The organism is Variovorax soli NBRC 106424 (assembly GCF_001591385.1).
Lineage (GTDB): Bacteria > Pseudomonadota > Gammaproteobacteria > Burkholderiales > Burkholderiaceae_C > Variovorax > Variovorax soli.
In genome coordinates this window covers 17,343-40,963 of the sequence record NZ_BCUU01000020.1, presented here as the reverse complement: position 1 = coordinate 40,963, position 23,621 = coordinate 17,343, and the positions used below count along the sequence as shown (strand labels likewise).

The 23,621-nt window shown below is 68.3% G+C and carries 23 protein-coding genes; 7 read left to right on the top strand and 16 right to left on the bottom strand.

Annotation, left to right across the window (positions count from 1 at the left end; all coding sequences use genetic code 11):
• Window positions 1–95 precede the first annotated feature (95 nt).
• From VSO01S_RS08650 to VSO01S_RS08640, 3 genes are all read left to right on the top strand, one after another.
• Window positions 96–1,055 (top strand): Bug family tripartite tricarboxylate transporter substrate binding protein, encoded by a 960-nt coding sequence (locus tag VSO01S_RS08650; RefSeq protein WP_068641406.1) that lies wholly within the window; start codon window positions 96–98, stop codon window positions 1,053–1,055.
• Window positions 1,056–1,141: 86 nt separating this feature from the next.
• Window positions 1,142–1,687 carry a tripartite tricarboxylate transporter TctB family protein gene (locus tag VSO01S_RS08645; protein ID WP_068641405.1) on the top strand — a complete coding sequence of 182 codons (546 nt, stop codon included), beginning with the start codon at window positions 1,142–1,144 and terminating at the stop codon, window positions 1,685–1,687.
• A gap of 21 nt (window positions 1,688–1,708) precedes the next feature.
• Window positions 1,709–3,220 carry a tripartite tricarboxylate transporter permease gene (locus VSO01S_RS08640; RefSeq protein ID WP_068641404.1) on the top strand — a complete coding sequence of 504 codons (1,512 nt, stop codon included), beginning with the start codon at window positions 1,709–1,711 and terminating at the stop codon, window positions 3,218–3,220.
• 69 nt (window positions 3,221–3,289) lie between these two features.
• Here the strand turns inward: VSO01S_RS08640 and VSO01S_RS08635 are convergent, their stop codons facing one another.
• Window positions 3,290–3,664 (bottom strand): hypothetical protein, encoded by a 375-nt coding sequence (locus VSO01S_RS08635; RefSeq protein WP_153305181.1) that lies wholly within the window; start codon window positions 3,662–3,664, stop codon window positions 3,290–3,292.
• Window positions 3,665–3,735: 71 nt separating this feature from the next.
• Window positions 3,736–5,070, bottom strand: coding sequence for a D-amino acid dehydrogenase (locus tag VSO01S_RS08630; RefSeq protein WP_281179820.1), 1,335 nt, complete (start codon window positions 5,068–5,070; stop codon window positions 3,736–3,738).
• A gap of 103 nt (window positions 5,071–5,173) precedes the next feature.
• Here VSO01S_RS08630 and VSO01S_RS08625 point away from each other — a divergent pair, with 103 nt between their 5' ends.
• Window positions 5,174–5,635, top strand: a complete 462-nt coding sequence (locus tag VSO01S_RS08625; protein ID WP_068641401.1) for an Lrp/AsnC ligand binding domain-containing protein — start codon at window positions 5,174–5,176, stop codon at window positions 5,633–5,635.
• Between the two features lie 25 nt (window positions 5,636–5,660).
• Here VSO01S_RS08625 and VSO01S_RS08620 read toward each other — a convergent pair whose 3' ends face one another.
• The 10 genes from VSO01S_RS08620 to VSO01S_RS08575 form a co-directional block, all read right to left on the bottom strand.
• Complete coding sequence (locus VSO01S_RS08620; RefSeq protein WP_068641400.1) at window positions 5,661–6,071, bottom strand: HVO_A0114 family putative DNA-binding protein; 411 nt, start codon at window positions 6,069–6,071, stop codon at window positions 5,661–5,663.
• Complete coding sequence (locus VSO01S_RS08615; RefSeq protein ID WP_084241759.1) at window positions 6,068–6,412, bottom strand: toxin-antitoxin system TumE family protein; 345 nt, start codon at window positions 6,410–6,412, stop codon at window positions 6,068–6,070. Before VSO01S_RS08615 ends, VSO01S_RS08620 begins: the two co-directional genes overlap by 4 nt.
• 144 nt (window positions 6,413–6,556) lie before the next feature.
• Window positions 6,557–7,774: a PP2C family protein-serine/threonine phosphatase gene (locus VSO01S_RS08610; protein WP_068641398.1), complete on the bottom strand. Its 1,218-nt coding sequence runs from the start codon at window positions 7,772–7,774 to the stop codon at window positions 6,557–6,559.
• A 3-nt stretch (window positions 7,775–7,777) separates the two neighbouring features.
• Complete coding sequence (locus VSO01S_RS08605) at window positions 7,778–8,275, bottom strand: Rab family GTPase (protein WP_068641397.1); 498 nt, start codon at window positions 8,273–8,275, stop codon at window positions 7,778–7,780.
• Window positions 8,276–8,282: 7 nt separating this feature from the next.
• Window positions 8,283–10,136: an OmpA family protein gene (locus VSO01S_RS08600; protein ID WP_068641396.1), complete on the bottom strand. Its 1,854-nt coding sequence runs from the start codon at window positions 10,134–10,136 to the stop codon at window positions 8,283–8,285.
• Window positions 10,137–10,146: 10 nt separating this feature from the next.
• Window positions 10,147–10,776, bottom strand: coding sequence for a hypothetical protein (locus VSO01S_RS08595; RefSeq protein WP_218002328.1), 630 nt, complete (start codon window positions 10,774–10,776; stop codon window positions 10,147–10,149).
• A 5-nt stretch (window positions 10,777–10,781) separates the two neighbouring features.
• Window positions 10,782–11,258: an ATP-binding protein gene (locus tag VSO01S_RS08590; RefSeq protein ID WP_068641395.1), complete on the bottom strand. Its 477-nt coding sequence runs from the start codon at window positions 11,256–11,258 to the stop codon at window positions 10,782–10,784.
• Window position 11,259: 1 nt separating this feature from the next.
• The gene (locus tag VSO01S_RS08585) at window positions 11,260–11,622 is read right to left on the bottom strand and encodes an STAS domain-containing protein (protein ID WP_068641394.1); all 363 of its coding nucleotides are present in this window, start codon (window positions 11,620–11,622) and stop codon (window positions 11,260–11,262) included.
• Between the two features lie 87 nt (window positions 11,623–11,709).
• Window positions 11,710–14,433 carry a hybrid sensor histidine kinase/response regulator gene (locus tag VSO01S_RS08580; protein ID WP_068641393.1) on the bottom strand — a complete coding sequence of 908 codons (2,724 nt, stop codon included), beginning with the start codon at window positions 14,431–14,433 and terminating at the stop codon, window positions 11,710–11,712.
• 115 nt (window positions 14,434–14,548) lie between these two features.
• Complete coding sequence (locus tag VSO01S_RS08575) at window positions 14,549–15,454, bottom strand: LysR family transcriptional regulator (protein WP_068641392.1); 906 nt, start codon at window positions 15,452–15,454, stop codon at window positions 14,549–14,551.
• Window positions 15,455–15,565: 111 nt separating this feature from the next.
• Here VSO01S_RS08575 and VSO01S_RS08570 point away from each other — a divergent pair, with 111 nt between their 5' ends.
• From VSO01S_RS08570 to VSO01S_RS08560, 3 genes are read left to right on the top strand one after another with little or no spacing between them, the layout of a single operon-like run.
• On the top strand, window positions 15,566–16,507 hold the full coding sequence (locus VSO01S_RS08570; RefSeq protein ID WP_068641391.1) for a hydroxymethylglutaryl-CoA lyase: 942 nt from the start codon (window positions 15,566–15,568) through the stop codon (window positions 16,505–16,507).
• 15 nt (window positions 16,508–16,522) lie between these two features.
• Window positions 16,523–17,680, top strand: a complete 1,158-nt coding sequence (locus VSO01S_RS08565) for a CaiB/BaiF CoA transferase family protein (RefSeq protein ID WP_068641390.1) — start codon at window positions 16,523–16,525, stop codon at window positions 17,678–17,680.
• Window positions 17,681–17,733: 53 nt separating this feature from the next.
• On the top strand, window positions 17,734–18,720 hold the full coding sequence (locus VSO01S_RS08560; RefSeq protein ID WP_068641389.1) for a tripartite tricarboxylate transporter substrate binding protein: 987 nt from the start codon (window positions 17,734–17,736) through the stop codon (window positions 18,718–18,720).
• 2 nt (window positions 18,721–18,722) lie between these two features.
• Here the strand turns inward: VSO01S_RS08560 and VSO01S_RS08555 are convergent, their stop codons facing one another.
• The 4 genes from VSO01S_RS08555 to VSO01S_RS08540 all read right to left on the bottom strand — a co-directional run bounded on the left by VSO01S_RS08555 (window position 18,723) and on the right by VSO01S_RS08540 (window position 23,596).
• Entirely contained in the window at window positions 18,723–19,130 is a 408-nt protein-coding gene (locus tag VSO01S_RS08555) for a hypothetical protein (RefSeq protein WP_068641388.1), read from the bottom strand.
• A 10-nt stretch (window positions 19,131–19,140) separates the two neighbouring features.
• Complete coding sequence (locus VSO01S_RS08550) at window positions 19,141–19,830, bottom strand: hypothetical protein (protein ID WP_153305180.1); 690 nt, start codon at window positions 19,828–19,830, stop codon at window positions 19,141–19,143.
• A gap of 182 nt (window positions 19,831–20,012) precedes the next feature.
• Window positions 20,013–20,375: an HU family DNA-binding protein gene (locus VSO01S_RS08545; protein WP_068641386.1), complete on the bottom strand. Its 363-nt coding sequence runs from the start codon at window positions 20,373–20,375 to the stop codon at window positions 20,013–20,015.
• A gap of 107 nt (window positions 20,376–20,482) precedes the next feature.
• Entirely contained in the window at window positions 20,483–23,596 is a 3,114-nt protein-coding gene (locus tag VSO01S_RS08540; protein ID WP_068641385.1) for an efflux RND transporter permease subunit, read from the bottom strand.
• Between the last annotated feature and the right edge of the window lie 25 nt (window positions 23,597–23,621).

Here is a 23,621-nt window from a genome sequence, read left to right as displayed (position 1 = left end):
GCCGGACAGCCAATTGACAGCCGGGGCGCGCATGATAGCCACGTTCATTGGCTTGCAATGACCTTTCAACTGCATCCGAAAAAAGAGGAGACAGCATGCGTCGCGACACCTTCCTGAAATCCATGGCTGCCCTGGCGGCCACGGGCGCGCTCCCGATGTCGGCCTGGGCCGCCACCAACGTGAAGATGATGATTCCCGCTAACCCGGGCGGCGGCTGGGACACCACGGGCCGCGCACTGGGCAAGGCGCTCATCGAGTCCAAGAAGGCCGACACGGTCACTTACGACAACAAGGGCGGTGCTGCTGGCGCACTGGGCCTGGCCCAGTTCGTGAACGGCTCCAAGGGCGACCCCAACGCACTGATGGTGATGGGCGCCGTGATGGTGGGCGGCATCATCACCGGCAAGCCGCCGGTGGACCTGCACCAGGCCACGCCGCTGGCGCGCCTGACCAGCGAATACAACGTGTTCGTGCTGCCGGCCAACTCGCCCTTCAAGAGCATGGCCGACGTGGTGGCCCAGCTCAAGAAGGACCCGGGCAGCGTCAAGTGGGGCGGCGGCTCGCGCGGCTCCACCGAGCATATCGCCGCGGCCATGATCGCCCGTGAAGTGGGCGTGGACCCGGCCAAGATCAACTACGTGGCTTTCCGCGGAGGCGGCGAGGCCACCGCGGCCATCCTGGGCGGCAACGTCACGGTGGGCGGCTCGGGCTTCAGCGAGTTCGCCGAGTACATCAAGGCCGGCAAGATGAAGCCGATTGCCGTCACCTCCGGCGCCCGCCTGGAAGGCAGCAGCGTGCCCACGCTCAAGGAGCAGGGCATCAACGTCGAGATCGGCAACTGGCGCGGCGTGTACGGCGCCCCCGGCATCAGCGCCGAACAGCGCAAGGCGCTGATCGACATGGTGCTGGCCGCGCTCAAGACGCCTTCGTGGAACGAAGCCATGAAGAAAAACGACTGGACGCCGGCCGTGCTGGCGGGCGATGCCTTCAGCAAGTTCGTCGATGACGAGTTCGCCAGCCTGCGCGCCACCATGGTGAAGTCCGGCATGGTCTGATCCGACGGCGCGGAGCACCAAGGGCACGGCCGGCTGGGCGTGCCCTTTTTTTCAGCAATCACCAAAGGAAGAGGGGGCACAGAACCATGTCCAACACATCCGCACCCACGGCGCTGGAGACGCCGCCAACCCAGGCCCTGTGGCCGCAGGCGCTGGTGGGCCTCGGCGTGCTGCTCACCGGCGCGGCGCTGGCCGTGGGCGCCATCGGCATCTCGTCGCAGGCTGGCTACAGCGGCGTCGGCCCCAACTTCCTGCCCTGGCTGGTGTCGGTGGTGCTCATGCTCTGCGGCGCCTGGATCCTCTGGGAAGTGAAGACGGGCGGTTTCCGCCAGATGGAAGAGCCCTCGGGCGCCCGGCACGGCTACTGGGCCGGCTTCGTCTGGGTGTCGGCCGGGCTGCTGCTCAATGCCGCGCTCATCAACACGCTGGGCTTCGTGCTCAGCTGCACGCTGTGCTACCTGCTGGCCGTGCAGGGCCTGCGCCGTGCATCGGGGCAGGCAGGCGTGAACAACCCCGTCACCTGGATGTGGGACATCGTCACCGGCTTGCTCATCTCGGCCCCGGTGTTCTGGATGTTCACCCAGTTCCTGGCCATCAACCTCCCGGGCCTGACCGCCTCGGGCTGGATCTGACAGACAGGGGAGAGCCAGAACATGGAAATCTTCAACGCACTCCTGGCGGGCTTCGCGGCCGCCATCACCCCCGCCAACCTGCTGTGGTGCCTGGTGGGCTGCGCCCTGGGCACGGCCGTGGGCGTGCTGCCGGGCATCGGCCCGGCGGTGGCCGTGGCCATGCTGCTGCCCATCACCGGCAAGGTGGACGTCACCGCCTCGATGATCTTCTTCTCGGGCATCTACTACGGCGCCATGTACGGCGGCTCGACCACGTCAATTTTGCTGAACACGCCGGGCGAGACGGCCTCCATGGTGACGGCCATGGAAGGCAACAAGATGGCCAAGAGCGGGCGCGCCGGCGCGGCGCTGGCCACGGCGGCCATCGGCTCGTTCGTGGCGGGCACCATCGCCACGGCGGTGGTCACGCTGTTCGCGCCCTACGTGGCGGACTTTGCGGTCAAGCTGGGCCCGCCCGAATACTTCCTCTTGATGCTGCTGGCCTTCACCACCGTGAGCGCGGTGCTGGGCAAGAGCACGCTGCGCGGCATGACGGCGCTGTTCGCCGGCCTGGCCCTGGGCTGCATCGGCCTGGACCAGATCTCGGGCCAGGGCCGCTACACCGGCGGCATCCCCGAACTGCTCGACGGCGTCGAGATCGTGCTGGTGGCCGTGGGCCTGTTTGCGGTGGCCGAGGTGATCTACGCCGTGCTGTACGAAGGCCGCGTGGAGGAGTCGCAGAACAAGCTCAGCCGCGTGCACATGTCGGCGCGCGACTGGCGTCGCTCCATTCCGGCGTGGCTGCGCGGCACCGCGTTGGGCATTCCCTTCGGTTGCATTCCGGCCGGCGGCACCGAGATCCCGACCTTCCTGAGCTACGCGTCTGAAAAGAAGGCGGCCAAGGACCCGGAGATCAAGGCCGAGTTCGGCACCACCGGCGCCATCGAGGGCGTGGCGGGCCCCGAGGCGGCCAACAACGCCACGGTGACCGCGGCGCTGATTCCGCTCTTGACGCTGGGCATTCCCACGTCCAACACCACCGCCATCCTGCTGGGCGCCTTCCAGAACTACGGCATCCAGCCCGGGCCGCAGCTGTTCACCACTTCGGCCGCGCTGGTGTGGGCGCTGATCGCGTCGCTGTACATCGGCAACGTGATGCTGCTGGTGCTCAACCTGCCGATGGTTGGGCTGTGGGTGAAGCTGTTGAAGATCCCGAAGCCGCAGCTCTATGCCGGCATCCTGATCTTTGCCACGGTGGGTGCCTACGGCATGCGCCAGAGCGCGTTCGACCTGTACCTGCTGTACGGCATTGGCCTGCTGGGCGTGCTGATGCGCCGGTTCGACTTCCCCACGGCGCCGGTGGTGGTGGGCATGATCCTGGGGCCGTTGGCCGAAGCGCAGCTGCGCAATGCCATGTCCATCGGCGAGGGCAGCATGGGCGTGTTCGTGCAGCGGCCGATGTCCATCGTGCTGATCGTCATCATCGTGGGCGTGCTGGTGCTGCCGCGCGTGGCCAAGCGGATGGCGGCGCGCAAGCAGTTGCAGATGGCCTGAGGTTCATCCGGCCCCAGGGCGGGCCGGGTCCGACCAGCCAAGCCGCCGGTGCGCAAGCCCGGCGGTTTTCTATTGCTTGGGCGGTTCCTGGTAGGCCGGCACCACGATGGTGGAGCGGCCATCCGGCGAGGTGATGGCGCTGGAGCCGCTGTCCGGCACCGGCAGGCCCGAGGGGCCGATGATGGTGGCGCGGCCATCTTCCGAGGTGCTCTGGGTGTTGCGGGGCGGGCCGCCCACGCTCTGGTCGAGCAGCAGGCCCGCGTCGCGCACGCAGGCGTTGCGCTGCGGATCGGGCAGCTTGCCGCTGTTGCAGTAGGCGATCTGGCGCTCGTAGCGCTGCTGCGGCGTGAGCTGCGCCGGCGCCTGGGCGGCGGCGGCCAGGCTGCATGCCGCGATCGCGGCACCCAGGGCGGAGGTGAGAGGCGCGTTGCGGAGGAGGTTCATGGGGCGCATTCTGTAACGAACCCGTCCGTCTGTCGTCTTTCAGACAGCCGGCCTCCTCAGCCTTGTGGAAATCAGGCGTGTCCGGCGGCGGGCCGAGGCGACACGCGCTGGCCGGGTGCCTTGGCGTAGCGGCTCATGGCCAGGCCTTCGATGCTGATCTCGGGGTGGTGCCCGGTCATCAGGTCGGCCACCAGCTTGCCGCTGCCGCAGGCCATGGTCCAGCCGAGCGTGCCGTGGCCGGTGTTGAGGAACAGGTTGGCGTAGGGCGTGGCGCCGACGATGGGGGTGCCGTCCGGCGTCATGGGACGCAGGCCGGTCCAGAAGCTGGCGCGCTTCACGTCGCCGCCGGGGAAGAGGTCTTGCACCACCATCTCGAGGGTGTCGCGCCGGCGCGGGTCCAGGCGCGTGTCGAAGCCGGCCAGCTCGGCCATGCCGCCCACGCGGATGCGGTCGTCGAAGCGGGTCACGGCGATCTTGTAGGTTTCGTCGAGCACGGTGGAGCGGGGCGCCAGGTCGGCATCGACCAGCGGCACGGTGAGCGAGTAGCCCTTGACCGGGTACACCGGTATGTCCAGGCCCAGCGCCGACAGCGCCTGGCGCGAGTAGCTGCCGAAGGCCAGCACGTAGCGGTCGGCCTTGAGCACTTCGCCGGTTGCGAGGCGCACGCCGCTGATGCGATCGCCTTCGAACATCAGCGCCTGCACCGAATCGCCGAAGCGGTAGGTCACTCCCAGTTCGGCCGCCAGCTTGGCCAGCGCGTTGGTGAACAGGTGGCAGTCGCCGGTTTCGTCCTTGGGCAGGCGCAGGCCGCCGGCCAGGCGGTCCTTGGCCTGCGCCAGCGCAGGCTCCGCGCCGGCCAGCTGGTCGGCCGTGAGCAGTTCATAAGGCACGCCGCATTCCTCCAGCACGGCGATGTCGCGCTGGGCCGCATCGACCTGCGCTTGCTTGCGGAACAGCTGCAGCGTGCCGCCGGTGCGCTCTTCATAAGCGATGCCGGTGTCGGCGCGCAGTTGCTGCAGGCAGCGGCGGCTGTACTCGGCCACGCGCATCATGCGTTCCTTGTTGACGGCGTAGCGCTCGGGCGAGCAGTTGCGCAGCATCTGCGCCATCCAGCGCAGCTGGAACAGGGTGCCGTCGGGGCGGATGGCCAGGGGCGCGTGCCTGGGGCTGAGCATCCATTTCAGCGCCTTGAGCGGAATGCCGGGCGCCGCCCAGGGCGTGGAATAGCCGGGCGACACCTGGCCGGCATTGCCGAAGCTGGTCTCGCGGGCCACGCCGTCCTGCCGGTCGAGCACGGTGACCTCCGCGCCGGCGCGCGCCAGGTAGTAGGCCGTGGTGGTGCCGATCACGCCGCCGCCAAGAACAAGAACCTTCATTTCCGGTGCTCCGCCGAGTTGCTGGTGTATTCGGGTAATTTATGGGCTTGCCAGCAGAAAACATCACCGAAAATAAGCTGTATCGAAGTGAAATCTACTGACCTGGGTGCCCCGGCGGGCACCTTGCCCGCAAATGCTCGAACTCGACCGCATCGACCGCAAGATCCTGGCTGTTCTGCAAGCCGAAGGCCGCATCTCCAACACCGAGCTGGCGCAGCGCATCGGCCTGTCGATGTCGCCCTGCTCGGAGCGCGTCAAGCGCCTGGAGCGCGGCGGCGTCATCACCGGCTACCACGCCCGGGTGGACCCGGCGGCGGTGGGGCGCGAGCTGCTGGTGTTCGTGGAGATCACGCTCTCGTCCAAGTCGGCCGAGGTGTTCGACAAGGTCCGCACCGAGCTGCAGCTGATGCCGCAGGTGCAGGAGTGCCACCTGGTCTCGGGCAGCTTCGACTACCTGGTGAAGGCTCGCCTGGCCGGCATGGACGAATACCGCAACCTGCTGGGCGACATCCTCAAGAAGCTGCCGGTGCCGGCGCAGTCGCACAGCTATGTGGTGATGGAGAAGGTCAAGGAGGGCCTGGAGATTCAGGTGTAAGCGGGAAGCTGTACCTGCTGGCTGCTCAGGCCGGCTCGAGCTGCGCGTCGATGGCGATGCGCGCAGCCACGGGCGTGACGATCTTCATCTGCCCGTGACCCGGATTGGCCACGAGTTCCACCGTGACAAGCCCGAGCTCCTGCAGCTTGGCCACGTCTCGCGACACCGCGCTCTGGTCACGGTGGGAAGCGATGGCCAGTTCGACGATGGAGCGCCGCCGCTTGAACGCCAGCCGCAGCAATTCGAAGCGCTTGGGCGTCAGCTGCGTCACGAACTCCTCGAACTGGACGCTGGTGAAGCTGCGGGCATGAGGCAGGGCATCGGCCTTCGCGTCCAGCGCACGCGCGACCTCCTTGCTCTTGCGTGCGTGCTCGGACAGCGCGCGGTTTTTCGCGAAATCCTTCAGGGTGATTTTTTTCGTCGTGGTCGTCGTCATTTCTCGCATCCGTTCACGAAGGCCATGGCGATCTCTTTCCACTCTGCGTCGAATCGGTCGTACAGCGCTTCGTAACCTGTGAAGGGCTCCGGCGTCATCTGGCCCATGAAGTGCCTGTGTGAAAAGCCGTGCGCGTTGTCGTAGCCCAGCACTCGCCCGTTGTCACCGCTGAAGATCAGCGGGTTGATATAGGCCAGCGCGTACTGAATGATCCGCTTCGAGGGCAACTCTCGAATCACCCGCTCCTTGAGTACGCCGCCACCGAAACGGCGCGGAATCCGTACATCCGCTGGCGCGTAGATTTCCTGGGATTTCGGGCTCGCCTTGCTCTTTCCAGCCATGATCTATGAAATCCACCCTGATGTCAATCGAGCTGCCATTTTGGGTGGCAGGAGGCTGCCCCGCCGCGATACTCAGGGTGCGAAAACAGGCGCTGGCAGAACAATTTCCCAACTCTTGCAGCGGCATCGGGCCTGGTCGCTGCGTCACAGGCTCAGCTTGAGCATGGTGAAGTCATCCTCCAGCGCGCCGGGGCCGTGCAACGCGCGCGCCGCCTGGAGGACGTGGTCGAGCTCGGACTGCCCGGGCGGCATCGGCTGCGCCAGCATCTGCATAAGATCGGCCAGCTCCAGCATGGAGCCGTCCGGCCGGGCGATCTCGTAGGCGCCGTCGCTGAAGACGAAGAGCCGGGCCGGCGAGCGGATGGTCCACTCGGCCTGCGCATAGCGCGCCATCGGCACGATGCCGATGCACGGGCCGCTGCCTTCCAGCGCCCGCGCCTCGCACGTCGCGTCCGCGGGGCCGCTCAGCAGGATGGGCGAGGGGTGCCCCGCGGTCGCGTAGCGCAGCAGCCCTTCGCGCGGCTGGTAGACCCCGTACCAGACCGTGCTGAACAGTTCGCCATGCCGCTCCATGGGGTAGGCCTCGTTGAGCGCGGCGAGCACCTGCGCCGGCTGGCGGAAGTCCGTGCGGGGCAATGCTTCGGAGCGCAGCGTGTTGGCCACCGCCACCGTCAGCAATGCCGAGCCCACGCCGTGGCCGCACACGTCGATGAGGTAGATGGCGAAATGCGCGTCGTCCACCCAGTGGTAGCCGAAGGAATCGCCGCCCAGCTCGGTGGATGGCACGAAGCGCCAGTCGACGGCAAAGGGTTGCGACATCGGCTCGGGCAGCACGGCGCGCACATAGCGTTCCGCATCGCGCAGCTCGGCCTGCAGCCGGTCGTGCGTGAGCTGCAGGGCCGCTTGCGAGGCCGCCAGCTCGCGGTGCGCCCGCTGCAGCTCGTCGTTGGCCGCTTCCAGCTGGGCAATGAGCCGCGCCTCGCGCTGGCTCAGCAAGGTCATGTCGTAGGCCTTCTGCTGCACCAGCTGTGCTTCGTCGTGCTCGGCCGTCACGTCCAGCAGGAGCACCCACACCGTGCCGTCGTCGTCGCCGAAGAAATGCACGTCGGCGATGCGGCCGCTGGGCATGGCCATGGAGCGGATGAGGAAGGGCGTCTCCGCCAGCGGCAGCAGGCCTTCCAGCAGCGGCATCTGGTCGGAGGCTGGGCCGCCGAATTCGAGGTTGCACAGGCCGTAGTGATCGAGATGCCCGCCGGCCTGCACCAGCGCCTGCGCGTCGTCGATGACCAGGTGCGCCACCGCGCGCTGCGCCTCGATCAGCAGCAGCAGCGAATCGGAGATGCGCGCAGGCAGGTCGAGCATGGCTCACTTCGCGACGACGAGTGCCGCCAGCTGCGCAAAGCTCTCGTCCACCGCATCGCCCGTCTTGGCGCTGGTGCGGCGGAAGTGCCAGCCTTCGGATTCCAGTTGCTGCAGGCGCTCGGGCGCCAGGGCCCAGTCGTCCACCAGGTCAGCCTTGTTGAGCAGGGCGATGAAGGGCACCGCGCCGATCTCGGCGGTGATGCGGTTCTGGATGGAGGCGGCCGTTTCCAGCGTTTCGGGCCGCGTGCCGTCCACCACCAGCAGGTAGGCCGCGGCGCCGCGCAGGTAGCTCACGCGCACGGCGGCCACCGCGTCTTCGCCGGCGATGTCCCAGATGATGAGCGCGACCTCTTCGCCATCGACGTTCGCGACCTTCTTGTCGATCTTCACGCCCACCGTGGTGAGGTAGGTGTCGGAGAAGATGGTGTCGACATAGCGCCGCACGAGGCTGGTCTTTCCCACGCCGAAGGCGCCCAGCAGACAGATCTTCTTTTGCAGCATCGGGGTCCTATTCGCCAGTGGTGACCACAAAGGAAACGCGCCGGTTCGCCTGCAGCTCGGCCTCGGACGCGCCGGGCTTGAGCGGCTCCAGCGGGCCGGCGCCGCGCACCGCGAGCATGCTGGGATCGACCCCGCGCGCGCGCAGCATGGAGCGCACGACCTCGGCGCGGCCCACGCTCAGCGCCAGGTTGGAGTTCTCCTTGCCGGTGGCATCGGCGTGGCCGACGATGGTCACCTTCACCGGGAAGCCCAGCGTGCGCGAGACCTGGATCAGCTCGCGCATCTCGCCCGCCACGGCATCCAGCACCGGCTCCTGGCTGGCGCCGGGCCGCGCGACGTTGTTCTCGAAGTAGATCAGCCGCGCCTGGATGGCGTCGTGCAGGCGCAGGTATTCCGGGTCCTGCACATCCTGCAGCGCGCTCAGGTCGACCTGCGGCGCGCCCGCGGGCAGCGTCAGCAGGTAGGCGCGGGCCTTGTCCATCCAGTACTGCGTGGCGGTGCCGGTCGCGCGCACCCCATTGGATTCCTGCGTGAGGATGACCGTGGGCGGCGGGTTGAGCGTGGCCTGCAGGCGCTTGAGCAGGATGGCCGGGTGCAGCGCCTGGTAGGGCTCCCAGCGCCCGGTGACCTGCGATGGGTCGATCTTCGTGCGTGACAGTAGCGCCTCGGGTTGCACCGCCAGGGGGTCGCGCAGGCCGGAGATCACCCACCGGCCGTCGCGCCGGTCGGCGGCCGTCACCACGATGCCCGGCTGCTCCTGCAGCGCCGCCAGGTAATTGTTGACGCGCCGGTGCTCCACCACCCGCTGGCCGATCCACCAGCCCAGCGCGGCGAGCAGGGCCAGGGGAACGAGCCACAGCAGCGGCGAATACTTGCGGCGCGCCTCGGCGCTTTGCGACATGAGGCAGGGCCGCAGCCGCTCGTCGACCGCTGCAAGGGCATCGGTGTCGCCATTGAAATCATCCAGCGGCACGCGCCACTGGTCGTGCACGCTCGACAGCGTTTCCATCAGGCGGGTGCGCACGGCAGGCGGCGGGTTGCCGTGGATCACGGCGGCCAGGAAGGCGGACGGCCCTTCCTCGCACCACAGCAGCAGCTCGCCCAGCCGCAGGCTGTCGATGCCATGGCCCTCGGAGGCGGCTTTCTCCTCGAAGGAATCGCGCACGAAGTCCTGGATGGCCGACAGCATGGCCGACACCATCTGCGGGTCTTGCGTGGTGGCGTCCTCGCGTGCCACGTGCGAGAGCAGCAGGCCCGTCTTGCGATGGATGAGAAAGACGTGGTCGACCTGGTAGACGGCCGTGTGGCGCAGCACCACGTCGGCAAAGGTGCTGCCGGTGCGCCAGGCTTCGATGCGCCACTTCAGGCCGCGCCACGACAGGCTGTACTTGATCGCCTGGTTGAGCGACTGCAGCGTGTCGTCCAGCGTCTCGGCAATGGCCTTGCGGATGGCCGGGCCCATCACCGGGTAGAGGATGTCGACCATGGTGCGCGGGTTCTTGCGGATCGAGGCCTGGGTGGCACGCTCCACCGCCGGGGCCACCGCCTGGCCCAGCCGCTCGTCCTGCGATGCCAGCGTGAAGGCGGCGGGCAGCACCGCGCTCACCGCATCGGCAAACTCGTTCGGGTCGTCGAACTTGCGTTGCAGCCGCTCCAGCGCCACGCGCTCGCGCTCGATCAGCACGCCGCGCATGGCATCCAGGCGCGGGTCCGCCTCCAGGCGGCTCGGCACTTCGCGGGCCAGCTCCGGGTTGACGCAGCGCGCCAACTCCAGCAGCAGCCCGGCCAGCCGGGTGTTCTGGTCTTCCTGCGCTGCTGAGCTGGCCGCGTTGGATGAGGCCAGCGACAGGCGCGCGTTCATGATGGACGGCTCAGCCGCGCTCGGGCGTACCCGCCTTGGGCGCCACGTCCTGGTTCAGGCACTTGGCGATCTCGACGAACAGGCCGGCGAGCAGGTTGCGGTCGGTCTTGACGTTGGAGAGCTCGGAGAACATGCGCTCCATGGTGGCGCGGCTGTCGTCCTGGCGGCGGCGGATCTCCTCGCGAAGGCTCTGCACCTCGTGGGCCAGCCGGTCGGTGAAATCGCGCTCCTGCCGGGCCAGCTGGTCGGACAGCTGGGCCAGCCGCTTTTCCAGGGTCTGCGTGTGGTCGCGCAGGCTGCGCTCCAGCTCCTTGTCGGCATCGGCACGCAGGTCTTTTTCTTCGCGGAACTGGCCGGCCACCGATTCGAGCTGCTTCTTGATGGTGGATTCGAGCGTGCTCAGGCCGCGCGTGGATTCGCCTTCGAGGTCGCGCAGCCTTTGCTGGAAGCGCTCTTCCATCACGGAAAAGCGCTTGTCGTAGTCCTGCATCTGGTTGCCGAACAAGAGCTCGCGCATCTTGTCGACGCCGGAGGTTTCGACGCCTCCGTTGGGCTTGGCGTTGACGCCGGCGGCCAATGCCGCCTGTGCGGCCAGGGCGGCCTGGGTGTCGATCTGCATGGGCTTGGCGGTGGATGCCATTTGACTCACTCCTCGGTTGTGGAAGGTGTTGGGGTTGTTGCCGGCCAGGCCGGCGTCTTTGCACGAAACAGCAAGGTCAGGTGGTTGCGCCCGTCTTCGTGGCGCCATCGAAGTCCGTCGGAGAAGTGCCGGACCATCGGAATGCCCCAGCCGCCGACACGCGCGTCCTGCAGGCTGGTGGCGGGCCGGGGCGGCGGGTGCGTGCGCGGGTCGAAGCACGCGCCGTCGTCTTCCACGTCCAGCGCCACGGCTTCGCCCTGCCAGCCCAGGTGCAGCGAGATGTGCCGCGCGCCCTGGCTGTCGGCATGGGTCACGATGTTGGTGACGACCTCGGTGGAGCACAGGTCGAGCCGGTGCACGACCTTGGGCGGCAGGTGCTGGCGCTGCGCCCAGTCGTGCACCCAGGCGTTGACGCGGGCAAGCTCGCGCAGCTGGCTGTCGACGATCAGGGAGGCGCCTTGCTCCCCGCCGTGGGTGGACATGTCATCGACCTTCGTGAGGGGATGAGGCGGTCAGCGCACTGAAGGCCGAATCGACGTCGGGGTACACCGGAATGATCGTGTCGATGCCTGCCATCTTCAGTACCTCCGCCACGTGGGGCTGCGGGCTGGCCAGCGCGATGCTGCCGCCGCGCTGCAACTGCGCGCGCGCATTGATGACCAGCGTGCGAATGCCGATGGATGCGAGGAAGGAGACTTCGGACAGATCGACCACCGCCAGCAGCTTGCGGGCCGCGACCAGCGCCGAGAAGCGCGTGTCGATGTCATGCCCGCCAAGGCTGTCCATGCGTCCAACCAGGCTGATTTTCTCGACGCCTTCAGCCAGTTGCTCGCTTCGCAGGTCCATGTGTGGCCTCCGTCCGCAAGTCGAAGTCGATGGGGGTGCTGGAACCGGTTTGACTACCGGGAAGTAGCACCTTTTTCTAGCATACGCTCAATTAAAAGCGGCGTCGACAAACGGTTCGTCCCCACGTTTGGGGACATTGTTCAGGGCCTCGACCAGGCGCAGCACCTGGATCGGCTTGGTCAGGTAGTCGTCCATGCCGGCCTCCAGGCACATCTCGCGGTCGCCCTGCATGGCGTTGGCCGTCATGGCCACGATGCGCGGGCGCTGCGCGGCGGGCAGCAGGCTGCAGATCTGGCGCGTGGCGCCCAGCCCGTCGAGGCCGGGCATCTGCACATCCATGAGCACCACGTCGTAGGGCTGGCGCTGCACCGAGGCCACCGCCTCGATGCCGTTGTTGGCCAGGTCGGCCTGGTAGCCCATCTGCTGCAGCAGCCGCATGGCCAGTTTCTGGTTCACCGCGTTGTCCTCGGCCAGGAGGATGCGCAGCGGATGCCGTTGCGCCATGGCCGGGTCGACCTGCGGGCGTGCGGCGCTGGCCGGGGCCGGCCGGCCGGCGCTCTCGCTGGTTTCGCGCGCGAGCAGGCCCACCAGGGTATCGAACAGCTGCGACTGGTGCAGCGGCTTGGCCAGGAAGGCGCTGAAGAGCGACTCGACCTTGCCCGCCTCGCGCCGGCCGAGCGAGCTGAACAGCACCAGGGGCAAGGCGGGGTGGGTCGCCCGAATGCGCCTGGCCAGCTCGACGGCGTCCATCTCCGGCATGTGCAGGTCGAGCACGGCCAGGTCGAAATGCTCGCCGGGTTCGGCCAGCCATTGCAGGGTTTCGGCGGGCGACGCAGCCTCGCGCGACTGCATGCCCCACTTGCCGGCCTGCAGTGCCAGCACACGGCGATTGGTCGCATTGGCATCGGCCACCAGCAGGCGCTTGCCCTGCAGCTCGAGCTGAACACCGGTGATCGGCGGGCGCTTGCGCGGCGGTGCGTCGGCCACCGGCAGGTCCACCGTGAAGATGAAGGTCGAGCCGGTGCCGGGGCCCTGGCTTTCCACGCGGATGGTGCCGCCCATCAGCTCGGCCAGGCGCTTGCTGATCGCCAGGCCCAGGCCGGTGCCGCCGAACTTGCGCGTGATGCTGGAGTCGGCCTGCGAGAAGGACTGGAACAGCCGGCTGATGCCCAGCGGCGACAGGCCGATGCCGGTGTCGCGCACGCAAAAGCTCAGCGCCGCGCGGCCCGGCGCGCCCGGCTCGCCGCGCACCGTCAGCACCACTTCGCCGGCCTCGGTGAACTTCACCGCATTGCTCAGCAGGTTCAGCAGGATCTGCCGCACGCGGGCCAGGTCGCCGCTCACCCCGGCGGGCACGTCGCCCTCGAACACGTAGGCGATTTCCAGGTGCTTCTCGATGGCGCGGATGCCCACCAGGTCCAGCGCCGACTCCACGCATTCGCGCAGGTCGAAGGGGTGCGACTCCAGGTCCATGCGCCCGGCCTCGATCTTGGAATAGTCGAGGATGTCGTTGATGAGCGTGAGCAGCGCATCCCCCGAATCGCGGATGGTGGCCACGTAGTCCTGCTGCTCGGCATCGAGCTGCGTGTCCAGCAAGAGGCCGCTCATGCCAATGACCGCGTTCATGGGCGTGCGGATCTCATGGCTCATGGTGGCCAGGAAGGCGCTCTTGGCCTCGTTGGTGGCCTCGGCGGCCGCGCGCGCCTCCTTGTTCTCGTTGACCAGGCGCACGTTCTCGATGGCCAGCACCGCCTGGTCGGCAAACACCTTGAGCAGGTCGATCTGCCGCTGCGGCGTCTTGCCCGGGTTGGGCCAGGCGGTGGTGATGGCGCCGATGGGCACGCCGTCCTTGAGCATGGGCGCGCCGATCACGCGGCGGCGGTCGCCCGAGTTGGCCAGGCGCCGGTCGTAGTTCGGGTCGGCCCAGGCATCTTCCGAACTCTGCGTCTGGCGCGTGAGGATGGCGCGGCCGTTGATCTGGCGCGCATCGGGCGGCGCCGGCCACACGGTGCGTGCGGCCTCCAGCGCCTCGGGCGTCCAGTTGCGCGTGGCCGCCAGCCGCACCAGTTCGCCGTCGAAGAGAAAGATGGCGGAAGCGGGCCCTTCGAACAGCCACATGGTGCAGTCCAAAATGGCCTCGAAGACGGGCATGACGCTGGTCTGCGATTCGCTGATGGCGCGCAGCACGTCGCTCACGGCGGTCTGGTATTCGAGCGATTCGGTCAGTTCCATGCCGCGCTCTTCCAGCTGCCGCAGTGCCGCCTGCGCTTCGCCAGCGAGGCGGGCGTTCTGCGCGGCGATGCGTGCGCTGGCCAACCCCGCGGCGCCGTGCCTGGCCAAGACCGCCAGGGCGTCGCGATGGTTGGCGTCGAAGCGGCCCAGGTGCCCCTCGATATCGGCATAGAGATGGCCGAGCAGTTCATCGTGCGCGACGAGCGGCGCGACGAGGCAGGAGCGCTGCCTGAGTGCGGGAGCCCCTACAGGCCCATGCCTCAGGCTGGCCCTGCGGCTGCGGCCGGCTTCGGCGAGCCAGGGCCCGATGGCTTGCAGCAGCTCCGATTCGCTCTCGCCGCGCGGCAGCACGCAGCCGGCGGCGTGCAGTTCCTGGCCGGCGTGCAGCGCCAGCAGCACGCGCTGCGCGCCGGTCAGCCGCGCCGCTTCACCGACAAGGGCTTCGCACAGCGCGCTCTCGCTGCGAGCCTCGAGCAATCGCAGGCCGGAATCGAGCAGCAGATGGCCCTGGGCGCCATGCACCCGCGCACCCTCGCGTGGCGTGCGGGTCGGCGGGCGGCGGGAGCGGGACTCGGCCATGGAGCGTTGCCTTCACCATCGGCTGGCTGTTGCGTGAAACGAGTGGGCGCGACGTGGCGTGGAGTCTAGGGCGAAGGCGGCCGGTGTGCACGCAGGCTGGGTAACAGTACCGGGTTCAGTCCGCTTCCCGCACGCTCGACAGGTGCCCGACCAGCAGCCGCGCGGCCGGCGACAGATGGTTTTCGTCGCGAAAGCAGATCGCGAAGCGGCGCCGGGCCCAGGGATCCGTGAGCGCGATCACGCGCAGTGCGTTGCCAAGTGCGAAGGGCTGGGCGATTTCGCGCGGCACCACGGCAATGCCCAGGCCCGCGCGCACGCAGCGCAGCGCCGCATCGAAGGTGGAGACCACCGCGCGGTAGTGCAAGGGCTGGCCGACGATGGCGGCCGCGCGGGCGAACATGGTGTGCACGGCGGTGGAGGAGGGCAGCCCGACGTGCTCGTGCGCCAGCGTCTCCTCGAAACTGCAGCGCTTTCGCTTGGCCAGCGGATGGTCCGGATGCGCCACCACGGCCAGGTGGTCGTGGCGGTAGGGCAGGGCCGTCAGCCCTTCCAGGTCTGCCGCGTCCCAGCAAATGCCGACCGGCGCGAGGCCTTCGCGGATGGCGCGAACCAGCACCGAGCTGGTCATTTCCTCGATGTCGACGCGGATCTGCGCATGCTCGGGCGCCTGCAGGAAGGAGGCGATGTCGTCAGGCAGGGATTCGGTGATGGACGAGAGCGAGGCCAGCACCCGCACCTGGCCCTTGATGCCGTGCCGGTAGGCGGCCATGTCGCGCGCCACCCGGTCGGCGCCGGCCAGCATGGCGCGGGCGTGTTCCAGCAGGATCTCGCCGGCGGCGGTGGGCACCACACCGCGCCGGTGGCGCTCGAACAGCGGCGCATGCACCTGCGCCTCGAGCTGCGCGAAGCGCTTGCTGATGGCCGAGGCGCCGATGTGCTCCTGCTCGCCGGCGCGGGCAATGTTGCGCAGCTCGCAGGCGGCGACGAAGAGGCGAAGGGTGGTCAGGTCCAGGTCGCGCATGGCCGATGAGACATTCCGAAATGGAAATGCAGAGACGAAATCTTATCGCTTCATATTCCGGAAAGGACATCCTAAAGTCCGGGCCGAGAGAGACATGACGGACCCGATTCGATGACGACCCTGCCGCAACTGCCCACCCATGCCGTGATCCGCGAAGTCGGCCTGCGCGACGGCCTGCAGAGCATCCAGACGCTTCTGCCGACCGAACGCAAGACCGAGTGGATCCGCGCGGCCTACGAAGCCGGCCAGCGCGAGATCGAGGTGGGCTCCTTCGTGCCGGCCCGCCTGCTGCCGCAGCTGGCCGACACCGCCGAACTCGTGGCCTTTGCCAAGACCCTGCCGGGGTTGTTCGTCTCGGTGCTGGTGCCCAACCTCCGGGGTGCCGAGCGCGCTATCGAATCCGGTGCGGACCTGATGCTGGTGCCGCTGTCGGCCAGCCATGCCCACAGCCTGGCCAACCTGCGCAAGACGCCCGATGAAGTGGTGGCGGAGGTCGCGAAGATGCGCGCCGCGCGTGATGCTGCCGGCTCGCGGATGCTGATCGAAGGCGGCATCGGCACGGCCTTCGGCTGCACGCTGCAGGGCCGCGTGGAGCCGGCCGAAGTGCTGCGCTGCATGCAGGCGCTGCTCGATGCCGGTGCCGACCGGGTGAGCATTGCCGACACCGTGGGCTACGGCGGACCGGGCGAGGTGCGCCAGCTGTTCGAGAAGGCCCGCCGCATTGCCGGCGAGCGTCTGTGGTGCGGGCACTTCCATGACACGCGCGGCCTGGCACTGGCCAATGTGTACGCCGCGCTGGAAACCGGCGTGGCCCGCTTCGACGCCACGCTGGCCGGCATCGGCGGCTGCCCGCACGCGCCCGGCGCGAGCGGCAATGCTTCCACCGAAGACCTCGCCTTCATGCTCGCCACCATGGGCGTGGAGACCGGCCTGGACATCCCGCGCCTGCTGGCGCTGCGCGCCAAGGTCGCGCAGTGGCTGCAAGGCGAGACCCTGCACGGCACGCTGTGGCGCGCCGGCCTGCCCAGGACGATGGCCGCGGCCCTCGCCTGAACCCCTGATCTTCATATGCAAAGCAACGAATCCAACCTGCCGCTCGCGGGCGTGCGCGTCCTCGAATTCACCCACATGGTGATGGGGCCGACCTGCGGAATGATCCTGGCCGACCTCGGCGCGGAGGTCATCAAGGTCGAGCCGCCCGGCGGCGACAAGACGCGCAGGCTGCCCGGACTGGGCATCGGCTTCTTCCGCAGCTTCAACCGCAACAAGAAGAGCGTGGTGCTGGACATCACCAGTGAAGAAGGCCGTGCCACGGCGGCCGAGCTGGCGGGCCAGTGCGACGTGGTGCTGGAGAACTTCCGGCCCGGCCTCATGCGCGAACTGGGCCTGGACTACGAGACGCTCTGCAGGCGCTTCGCGCACCTGATTTATGTGAGCCACAAGGGCTTCCTGCCCGGCCCCTACGAGAAGCGCCTAGCCCTGGACGAAGTGGTGCAGATGATGGGCGGCCTGTCGTACATGACGGGGCCGGTGGGCCGGCCGCTGCGAGCCGGCACGTCGGTCAACGACATCATGGGCGGCATGTTCGGCGCCATCGGCGTGCTGGCGGCGCTGCGCGAGCGCGAACGCACCGGGCGCGGCCAGGAAGTGCAGAGCGCGCTGTTCGAGAACTGCGTGTTCCTCAGCGCGCAGCACATGCAGCAATACATGATGACCGGCGAGCCGCCGCCGCCCATGCCGGCACGCGTGTCGGCCTGGAGCGTGTACGACGTGTTCATGCTGGCCGAGGGCGAGCAGCTCTTCATCGGGGCCGTGAGCGACAAGCAGTTCGCGACCTTGTGCCGCGTGCTGGACCGGCAAGACCTGCTGGCGCGGCCCGAGTACGTCGACAACGCCGCCCGCGTCGCCGTTCGGCCGCAACTGCTGGCTGAGCTCGGGGCCATCCTGGCAACGCATCGAAGCGACGAGCTGGCCCTGAAGCTCGAGGCCGCCGGCATTCCCTACGCGCCGATCACACGCCCCGAGCAGTTGGTGGACGACCCGCACCTCACGCAAAGCGGCGGCCTGGCACCGATGGAAACCGACGATGGCACCAGCACGCGCGTGGTGCTGCTGCCCCTGCTCATGGGCGGCCGTCGCCCTGGCGTGCGAATGCCGCTGCCCAAGGTGGGCGAGCACACGGAAGAAGTCCTGGGCGCATTGCGGCCGCAGCTGCATCCCGCCTAGCGTTGCGAGATACCGGCATTCAGAGACAGCCCATGAAGAAGGAGACAAGAGACATGAACCATCACCCCGAATTCGCCCTCAAGCGCCGTGCGTTCGTCGGCCTGGGCGCCGCATCGCTGGCGTGCGCAGCGCTGCCGGCGCTGGCCCAGGGCGACAAGCCGGTTCGCATCGTGCTTCCCATCAGCGCAGGCTCGGGCGTGGATGTGATCGCCCGGTCGGCGCAGCCGGCCCTGGGCAAGGCGCTGGGCCAGCCGGTGGTCATCGAGAACCTGCCCGGCGCCGGCGGCATCACCGGCGCTGCAGCGGTGGCCAAGGCCGCGCCCGACGGCAGCACGCTGGGCCTGTTCTCGAACAACCACGTGATCAACCCTGCGGTGTACAAGAAGATGCCCTTCGACGCGGTGAACGACTTCACCCCCATCAGCGTGTTGGGTGCCACGCCGCTGGTGCTGGTGGCCACCAGGTCGCTGCCCGCGAACAACGTGAAGGAGCTGGTGGCCTTGCTCAAGGCCAGGCCCGACGACTACAACCTGGCGTCGTCCGGCAACGGCACCATCATCCACCTGGCCGGCGTGCTGTTCCTGGACCAGGCCGGCGTGCAGGCCAGGCACATTCCGTACAAAGGCACCGGCCCGATGGTGAACGACCTGCTCAGCGGCCAGGTGCAGTTCGGCGTGGTGGCGCTGCCGGCCATCCAGGCGCACATCAAGAGTGGTGCGGTGAAGGCCATCGGCTTGTGCGGCTCGGCGCGTTCGCCCGCGGCGCCGGACATTCCCACCATTGCCGAGCAGGGCCTTCCCCAGTACGACGTGGAGGGCTGGTTTGCCGTCGTGGGGCCGGCCAAGCTGCCGGCGGCCGAGGTCAAGCGCGTGCACGATGCCTTCGTCAAGGCCTTCGCCAGCCCCGACGTCGCCGAGGCCATGGCCAAGCAGGGCAACGTGATCAGGCCGAGCTCGCCCGAGGAAGCCGCCAGCTTCTTCCGCAGCGAGGCAGCGCGCTACGCGGCGCTCGCGAAGAAGGCGAGCATCTCACTGGATTGAGGTCAGGGAACGATCGTGATGCACCCCGTGCTGCTGGCTGCGACCAGGTGCCCGAACGGGTCGTACCCTTCCACGCGGTAGCAGTAGGTTTCGTCGACGAAGACCGAGGCGTCGACCAGGGAGGTGGTGGTCGAGACCGTTGCCAAGGCAGCTTCGTCGCGAATGACCAGGAAGCTGGCCACCTCGGGGTCGTCGCTCCAGGCCACTTCGACGGCTTCGGGGCCGACGCGCGACAGCGCCAGCGAAAGCCCGGCGATGGCAGGCTCCTCGACGGGGACCACCACGCCCACGCCCACAGCGACATCGCCGCCGCCACCCCCTCCGCAGCCAGCGAGAAGGCCGCCCAGGGCCAGCGCCGCGGCGACGCTGCGCAGCGCAAAACTGCGCGTCATCTTGTTCAAGTAGGACATGCGTGGCTCCTCAGGGCGCAGTGGCTGGGCCAGCTTTCACCGAAAGCTTGGACGAACTGAGGTAGAGCAGGGGACGCGAGCCGCCGGTCGCGGCGTCGATGCGCAGTTCCAGGAACCTGTCGAAAGGACTCGCGGTGGCCATGCTCGCCACCATCGCGGCGGGCGGCAAGGCGTCGCTCGGCAGCACGCCGGCGGGGCCGCGAAGATCGGCATCCTTGGCCTGCTGATTCACCTGGATCCAGCTCAGGCGCAAGAGCCCGGAGGGCGTCGACGCCCTGGCTTCCACTCGGATCGATTCGCGATGGCTGAAGCCGCTTCCACCATCGCTGATGACGATGGCCGCCTGATCGGCGGGGAGGTCGAGCGTGGTGCTTCCGATCACCAGCCGGAACCCGCGGATCGCACCGGCATAGCGTCCTGCATGCGGGTCGGATTCGGCGTCTGGCGTGCTGTCTTCGTAGCGTGCAGAGAAGGACCAGTTGCCCGAGGCGAGATCGCTTTTCGAGAAAGGCAGATCCGCCCGCAAGGCCGCCAGTTGCTCGGCCTTGGGCGGGTTGAACGTGCCGCTGCCCGAGAGCACGATCTCGGCGGCCTCGCTGGTGCGAGGCATCGCGATGCTTGCAGTTGCCGCGAGTGCGGCGCAAAGGGAGAGCAGCGTGGGACCTCGCCGGGTCCGACGTGCTCGGCGTTGAAGTTGCATGAACGTGTCCTTTGGATGATGAGGCTCGACTCGAGCACCTCATCTCTCAACGCGCGGCGCATGCTTTGGGCGACCGGAAAATGCCGAGCTTGTTACAGGCCGTCAGCAACGGATGCGCGCAGGCGCTTGCCGAAAACGACAATGGCCCCGAAGGGCCATCGTGCAGGCGAGCGCAGGGCGCCTTACTTCTTCTTGGCGCTCTTGGCGGCAGCCTTCTTGGCCGGCTTTGCCGGCTTGGCTGCGGCCTTTTCAGCCTTGCGCTTGGCGGCCTTGGGGTCGACGGCCGCCTTGAAGGCAGCGCCAGGAACGAACTTGGGCACCTTCTGCGCCGCGATCTTGATCTTCTCGCCTGCAGTCGGATTGAAGCCGGTGCGGGCCGCGCGCGCCACCTGCTTGAAGGTGCCGAAGCCCACCAGCGAGACAGAGTCGCCCTTCTTCACGGCGCCGACGATGGTGTCGATCACCGTTTCCAGGATGCGGCCGGCCTCGGCCTTCGACACGCCGTGAGCGGCAACGATCTTCTCGACGAATTCAACGCGGTTCAAACAAAACTCCTTAGGGTTCAAAAAAACGCCCACTGGCACTGGGCCGTGGGCGGGATGGGGAGTGTAGCCGGATGCGCGGCCGGCTTTCACAGGGATGCAGTGGGGAATCAGCCCACCGAAGGCAGGTGCAGTTCCTCTTCGCTCGGCCGGGGCTCCTCGCGCTGCCCGCGCAGGCGCCGAGCGGTGCGCCGCAGCCAGTGCTCGATGTCGTCGATGTAGGTGAACACGGCCGGCACCACCAGGAGGCTCAGCACCGTCGAGGTGATCAAGCCACCGATCACCGCCACGGCCATCGGCGAGCGGAAGCTGGAGTCGGCCGCGCCCAGGCCCAGGGCAATGGGCAGCATGCCGGCGCCCATGGCCAGCGTGGTCATGATGATGGGGCGGGCGCGCTTGTGGCAGGCATCGCGCAGCGCGTTCCATCGGCTCATGCCGTGGTCGCGGCGCGCGACGATGGCGTACTCCACCAGCAGGATCGAGTTCTTCGTGGCAATGCCCATCAGCATGATCAGTCCGATGAGCGACGGCATCGAGAAGGCCTTGTGCGCCACCAGCAGGCCCACGAAGGCACCGCCCAGCGCCAGCGGCAGCGCGCACAGGATGGTGACCGGGTGCAGGAAGTCCTTGAACAGCAGCACCAGTACGATGTAGATGCACAGCACGCCGGTCAGCATGGCCAGGCCGAAGCTGGCGAACAGCTCGCCCATCATCTCGGCGTCGCCCACCGCGGCCTGCCGCACGCCCGGCGGCAGGTTCTTGATGGAGGGCAGGTTGGCCACGGCCTCGGTCGCGTCGCCCAGGCCCACGCCCGACAGCTCGATCTCGAAGTTGACATTGCGCGAGCGGTCGTAGCGGTCGATGACCGCCGGGCCGCCGGAGGTGTCGAGCGACGCAACCTGCTCGAGCATGACCGGGCCGCGGGCGCCGGGCACCGTCAGCCGCGCGAGCAGCGACAGATCCTGGCGCGCCGAGTCTTCCAGCTTGACGACGATGGGCACCTGCCGCTGCGCCAGGTTGAGCTTGGGCAGGTTCTGGTCGTAGTCGCCCAGCGTGGCCACGCGCAGCGTTTCGGCAATGGCGCTGCTGGTCACGCCCAGGTCGGCGGCGCGGGCGAAGTCGGGCCGCACCGCGATCTCGGGCCGGATCAGGCTGGCGGTGGACGTGATGTTGCCCAGGCCGGGAATGGTGCGCAGGTCTTTCTCGACCGCGCGTGCCGCAGTGCTCAGCGAGTGCGGGTCCTCCCCGGTGAGCACCAGGATGTACTTCTCGCCCGAGCCGCCCAGGCCGACGGTGGTGCGCACGCCGGGCATGTCGGACAGTGCGCTGCGGATGTTCTTCTCGATGGTCTGCTTCACCGGCCGGTCGCCGCGCGGGTCGAGCTGAATGGTGAGCGTGGCCTTGCGCGTTTCGGGCGTGCCGAAATTGGCGAAGGGGTCGCCCCCGGCGCTGCCGCCGCCGATGGTGGTGTAGACGCTCTTGACGTGCGCAACGCCCATCACGCGCCGGCGCGCTTCTTCGGCGGCCGTGCGTGTCTGCTCCAGCGTGGCGCCGGGCGCGAGCGAGACATACACCTGCGTCTGCGAGTTGTCGTCCGGCGGCACGAAGCCCGTGGGCAGCAGCGGAATCATCATCACCGAGGCGATGAAGAAGATGGTGGCCAGCACCATGGTCTTGAAGCGGTGCCGCATGCACCACTGCACCAGCCACATGTAGCGCCGCAGCCACCCCGGCTCGTGCTCGGCCGTGACGATGGGCTTGAGCAGGTAGGCGGCCATCATCGGCGTGAGCATCCGCGCCACCACCAGCGAGGCGAACACCGCCAGCGAGGCCGTCCAGCCGAACTGCTTGAAGAACTTGCCGGCCACGCCGCTCATGAAGGCGGTGGGCAGGAACACGGCAATGAGGGTGAAGGTGGTGGCGATCACCGCCAGCCCGATCTCGTCGGCCGCCTCCATGGCCGCCTGGTAGGGCGTCTTGCCCATGCGCAGGTGGCGCACGATGTTCTCCACCTCCACGATGGCGTCGTCCACCAGGATGCCGATCACCAGCGACAACGCCAGCAGCGTCACCACGTTGATGGAAAAGCCCAGGTAATGCATGCCGATGAAGGCCGGAATGGCCGACATGGGCAGCGCCACAGCCGAGACGAAGGTGGCGCGCCAGTCGCGCAGGAACAGCCACACCACCAGCACCGCCAGTGCGGCGCCTTCGTACAGCAGGTGCAGGGAGCCTTCGTATTCCTCCTGCGCGGGGTCGACGAAGTTGAAGGCTTCGTTGAGCTTGATGTCGGGGCGCTCGGCGGTGAGCTGCGCCAGGCGCGCGCGCACCGCCGCGCCCACCTCCACCTCGCTGGCGCCGCGGGCACGGGCTACCTCGAAGCCGACCACGGGCTTGCCGTCCAGCAGCGCGGCCGAGCGCGGCTGCGCGATGGTGTCGGAAATGCGCGCCACCTGGTCCAGGCGGATGCGGCGGCCGTCGCGCAGCGGAATCTGGATGTCGGCCAGCTGGTCGGCCGATTCCACCGTGGCCAGCGTGCGCACGGGCTGTTCGCTGCCGCCCAGGTCGGTGCGCCCGCCCGCGCTTTCCACCTGGATCTGGCGCAGCTGCTGCGAGATCTCGGCCGCCGTGGCGCCCAGCGCCTGCAGGCGGCGCGGGTCCAGGTCGATGTGCACCTGCCGCGTGACGCCGCCCACGCGGTTGACCGCGCCCACGCCGGGCAGGGCGAGGAGCATGCGCTGGATGTCGTTGTCGACGAACCAGGACAGCGCCTCGTCGTCCATGCGCGGCGAGGCGATGGTGTAGGCCAGCACCGGCTGCGCCGCCAGGTCGAGCTTGTTGACCACGGGGTCGCGCAGGTCGGCCGGCAGGTCGGCGCGCACGCGCTGCACGGCCGAGCGGGTTTCGTCAAGCGCCTCCTGCAGCGGCTTTTCCAGGCGGAACTCCACGATCAGCGTGGCGGCGCCGTCCTGCACCTTGGTGGTGATGTGCTTGAGTCCCTGGATGGTGGCCACCGAGTTCTCGATCTTGCGCGCCACGTCGTTCTCCAGCTGCGAGGGCGAGGCGCCCGGCAGCGAGGCGCTGACGGTGATGGTGGGCAGATCGATGTCCGGAAAGTTCTGCACCTTCATCGCGCTGAAGGAGAACAGGCCCGCCACGGTGAGCAGGACGAAGATCATCACCGCCGGGATGGGATTGCGTATGGACCAGGCCGAAACGTTCATGGCGCGGCTCCTTGTCGGGTCTTGT